The following is a 4,093-nucleotide window of genomic DNA, read 5'->3' as shown; positions in this document are numbered from 1 at the left end:
GCGAAGCCGCCATGTTCGGTGCCGCCGGACGGCGCAAAGGCAGCGGCCGGGCGAAGCGATCTCACGGCATCGATCAACTCGCGCACCCGGAGCACGGGCCAGCAGCCTCCGGAACCGCGTCGCCGGTTGGCGCGACCGCTCCGATCAGCTGTGTTCCCCGATTGCCATCCATAGGAAAAGCTTCGCAAAGGGGTCTGACATTATTAGGCCCGAGAACCGCGCCCGGGCCAAAGATCTTGAGAAGCGGCCGGACTTTTGGAGCCCAGCACGTCGAACACCCAGACAGCCCGGCCGTCGCCAGGGCCACTGATAGGCGTAGGCTATCGATCGATTCGGAAGTCCAGCCAGAGGAGCCCCATCATGGACACACGAAAACTAAAGTACTTCCTCGCCGTCGTCGACCATGACGGGTTCAACCGCGCCGCCGAGCATCTGCTGATCGCACAACCGTCGCTTTCCCAAACCATCGCGAGCCTCGAGAAGGAAGTCGGCGTTCCGCTGTTCCACCGCATCGGCCGCAGGGCGGTCCTCAGCGAAGCTGGCAAGGAATTGGTCGGGCCGGCCAGACTCGTCATGCGGGACCTCGACGCCGCACAATCAGCTGTTCAGTCACTCCGAGGCATCAGGAGCGGCCGGCTCGACATCATCACTATGCCTTCGCCGGGCATCGAGCCGCTGACGTCTATGATCGCCGCCTTCACCAAGGTCTACCCCGCAGTCCGGCTCAACGTCAGTGCTGCCTTCACGCCCGAAGAAGTGATCGAATCGGTCCGGAACGGCAGCTCCGAAATCGGGCTGGCCGGCTCGCCTACGCCCATCTTGGTCCCCGGCGTCGAGGTCCTCGAACTCGAAAAACAACCGCTCATCCTGATCGTCAACCCGCAGGCCGACACCTTCGGCGCCGAGCAATCGGCCATCCAACGTGAGGATCTCGGGGGACAGCGCATCATTGCGAGCCAGCGAGGCTCCCTCATGCGTTGGCTCGTGGATGATGCGCTGGCGCACGGCGTACAGGTGGAGATCGTCGTCGAAGTCGCCCACCGGACCTCCATCTTGCCCCTCGTTTTGGCGGGCGTCGGGCACGCGGTGATGCCGTCGTCGTGGGCTCCTACCGCGCACAAAGCCGGCCTGCGCACAATGCTCATCGAACCAGTGAGCCACCTGGACGTCGCGGTGCTCAGCCGCAAGGACAACCTCACTCCCGCGGCCAAGGCGTTCTTGCAGGTCGCTGCGGAGCACACCGAAGATTAGCGCGCTCTACTGCAGAGAAAAGATAGGCGCTGCCTATCAGCCGTATCGAAACTAAGTCTTGGACGCCACCTACCGGCCGCCCGTCTACTTGAAGAGGAAGGCAGTGTGACTCTGCTAACAAACTCAACGAGGAGGTAGGCATGAGCGCCACCCAGAAATTCAGCATCGCATCCATCCCGGCGGACGGCGTCGGAAAGGAAGTTGTCTCGGCAGGCCGCCGCGTCCTGGACGCCCTGGCCGCGAACTCCAACGGGAAGTTCGCCTTTGAATGGACCGAGTTCCCGTGGGGCTGCGGCTACTACGAGAAGACCGGCCAGATGATGGACCCCAAGGGCCTGGACGCCCTCAAGGACTTCGACGCCATCTACTTCGGAGCCGTCGGCTGGGAAAACGTCCCGGACCACATCAGCCTCTGGGGCCTGCGCCTGAACATCACCCAGAACTTCGACCAGTGGGCCAACATCCGCCCGGTCAAGTTCCTCCCCGGCATCGAGTCCCCGCTCCGCAAGGCTGACAACACCGAGCTCGACTGGATCGTTGTCCGCGAAAACAGCGAAGGCGAATACGCCGGACTTGGCGGACGCAACCTGAGCGGTCGCGGCCCGGGCAACGAAGTTGCGCTGCAAACCGCGCTGTTCACGGAGAAGGGCTGCGAGCGCATCATGCGTTTCGCGTTCGATCTCGCACGGACTCGCACGGTCAAGAAGGTCTCGTCCGTCACCAAGTCGAACGCCCAGCAGTACGGCATGGTCCTCTGGGACGAAACCTTCAACCGGGTCGCCCTCGATTACCCTGACGTCCGGACCGAGAGCGTCCTGGTTGACGCCATGAGCGCCAAGTTCATCCTCCACCCGGAGGAACTGTCGGTGGTGGTCGCGTCCAACCTGAACGCCGACATCCTCTCGGACCTCGGCTCGGCACTCGCCGGCAGCCTTGGCCTCGCCGCGAGCGCCAACCTGAACCCGGAGCGCCGCTTCCCGTCGATGTTTGAGCCGGTCCACGGTTCCGCACCGGACATCGCAGGCAAGGGCATCAGCAACCCCATCGGGGCCATCGCCAGCGCCGCGTTGATGCTGGACCACTTCGGCCTGCACGAAGAAGCGCGCCTGGTCGAGGCGGCCATCGAACAGACCACAGCCGCCGGATTCTTGACCCGCGACGTCGGCGGCGAAGCCACCACGGACGACGTCACCGAAGCGATCATCAAGCCGCGGAGGTCCCTCCCCAACACTCGCGAGCTCGCGTTGGGACCCTCGGGACGCCGCTTAGCGCCAGCCTTCGATGAGTGACGTACGACGCGGCTGGCCGGCCGCCGTCGTACCTCCCGCGGAGGTCCCTCCAACTTTCTCCAGAGACATTCCACAATGAGGTAGGAATCATGGAACACATCAACAAAGCCGGCGCAGCTCCGGCACCCAAGACCCGGCGCGTCAAAACAGCGTGGTACCGGCAACTGTATTTCTGGGTTCTGACCGCCATTCTCATTGGCGTCCTGCTCGGCTGGCTCGCGCCGACCGCGGGCATCGCCATGGAACCGATCGGGACCACGTTCGTCAATGCGATGAGGATGCTCATTGGCCCGATCGTCTTCCTGACCATCGTCGGCGGGATCGCGAGCGTAGCGGACCTGAAGAAGGTCGGGATGACGGGGCTGAAGGCCCTCACGTACTTCCAGCTCGGCACCATTTGTGCGCTCGTGTTCGGCCTTGTCGCGATCAACATCTTCCGGCTGGGCGAGGGCGTCAACGCCGTGGCCGGCACACCATCAAGACCACTGATGCCGCCGCGAAGCTCATCGACGCCGGTGCGCACCAGGAATGGTGGCAGTTCCTGACCAACATCATCCCCACAAGCATCGTCCAGCCCTTCATTGCGGGCGATATCCTCCAGATCATCTTCATCGCGGTTGTCTTCGGCATCGCGTTGAACGCGATGGGCAAGCTTGGCGCGCCCGTGCTCGACGGCGTGCAGCGGCTCACCGGTGTCATGTTCAAGATCCTGGGCTTCATCATGAAGCCGCGCCGCTGGGTGCATTCGGCGCCATGGCCTTCGCGGTCGGCAAGTACGGCGTGTCCTCCCTGACCAGCATGGGCGGACTGATCGCACTCTTCTACGTCACTTCGATCCTCTTTGTGGTGGTGGTCCTCGGCTCCGTCATGGCGTTCCTGAAGCTGAACATCTTCACGATGATCAGGCACTTCAAAGAGGAATACCTGATCATTCTGGGCACCTCGACCGCCGAACCGGCACTGCCGGGACTGATGCGCAAACTTGAGCACGCAGGGGTTAAGAAGGAGACCGTGGGGCTTGTTGTCCCTACCGGCTACAGCTTCAACCTCGACGGCGCTGCGATCTACCTTTCCCTGGCCGCGGTATATATCGCCCAGGCCACCAACACGCACCTGAGCATCGGCCAGCAGTTGGGCCTCATCGCCGTCATGCTGCTTACGTCCAAGGGTGCTGCGGGCGTCGCGGGCGGCGGTTTCATCGCCCTCACCGCAACGTTGGCCACCATCGGTACCATCCCGGCCGCGGGCATCATGCTCATCTTCGGCATCGACAAGTTCATGTCCGAATGCCGCGCCCTCGTAAACTTCACCGGCAACGCTGTCGCGACGCTGTTCATCGCCTGGTGGGACCGCACCCTCGACGCCGACCGTGTCCGCCGCGTCTTCGCGGGCGAACTTGTGGAGCCGATTCAGGTGGCTGAAGTTCCCGCGCCCGCTGCCGCCGTCGAGCCTTTTCAGCCCGCCGACCGCCGTCCCGCCTACTCAGAATCCATCTGACATGAGCAACGCAACTGCCCCGATGGGCGTCCTCATCGCGCCCGACAAGTTCAAAG

At 63.4% G+C, this 4,093-nt stretch carries 3 protein-coding genes and 1 pseudogene; all 4 read left to right on the top strand.

The annotated features are described in order from the left end of the window. Positions 1 to 360: 360 nt before the first annotated feature. The 4 genes and pseudogenes from AHiyo1_RS17485 to AHiyo1_RS27110 all read left to right on the top strand — a co-directional run bounded on the left by AHiyo1_RS17485 (position 361) and on the right by AHiyo1_RS27110 (position 4,037). Positions 361 to 1,251, top strand: a complete 891-nt coding sequence (locus AHiyo1_RS17485; protein ID WP_059389382.1) for a LysR family transcriptional regulator — start codon at positions 361 to 363, stop codon at positions 1,249 to 1,251. A 140-nt stretch (positions 1,252 to 1,391) separates the two neighbouring features. Beyond that, positions 1,392 to 2,540, top strand: a complete 1,149-nt coding sequence (locus AHiyo1_RS17480) for a tartrate dehydrogenase (protein ID WP_059389381.1) — start codon at positions 1,392 to 1,394, stop codon at positions 2,538 to 2,540. Between the two features lie 89 nt (positions 2,541 to 2,629). Beyond that, positions 2,630 to 3,085 carry a cation:dicarboxylate symporter family transporter gene (locus tag AHiyo1_RS27120; protein ID WP_253257424.1) on the top strand — a complete coding sequence of 152 codons (456 nt, stop codon included), beginning with the start codon at positions 2,630 to 2,632 and terminating at the stop codon, positions 3,083 to 3,085. Continuing rightward, positions 3,016 to 4,037: pseudogene (locus tag AHiyo1_RS27110) on the top strand (cation:dicarboxylate symporter family transporter). The gene AHiyo1_RS27120 and the pseudogene AHiyo1_RS27110 overlap by 70 nt, the downstream one beginning before the upstream one ends. The last annotated feature ends 56 nt before the right edge of the window (positions 4,038 to 4,093 follow it).

This window comes from Arthrobacter sp. Hiyo1, assembly GCF_001263615.2.
Classification (GTDB): Bacteria; Actinomycetota; Actinomycetes; order Actinomycetales; family Micrococcaceae; genus Arthrobacter.
This window is presented reverse-complemented; position numbering and strand designations above follow the sequence as displayed.

Coding starts and splice junctions, on each gene's coding strand:
- AHiyo1_RS17485 (WP_059389382.1), top strand. CDS start 361: ATGGACACACGAAAACTAAAGTACTTCCTCGCCGTCGTCGACCATGAC.
- AHiyo1_RS17480 (WP_059389381.1), top strand. CDS start 1,392: ATGAGCGCCACCCAGAAATTCAGCATCGCATCCATCCCGGCGGACGGC.
- AHiyo1_RS27120 (WP_253257424.1), top strand. CDS start 2,630: ATGGAACACATCAACAAAGCCGGCGCAGCTCCGGCACCCAAGACCCGG.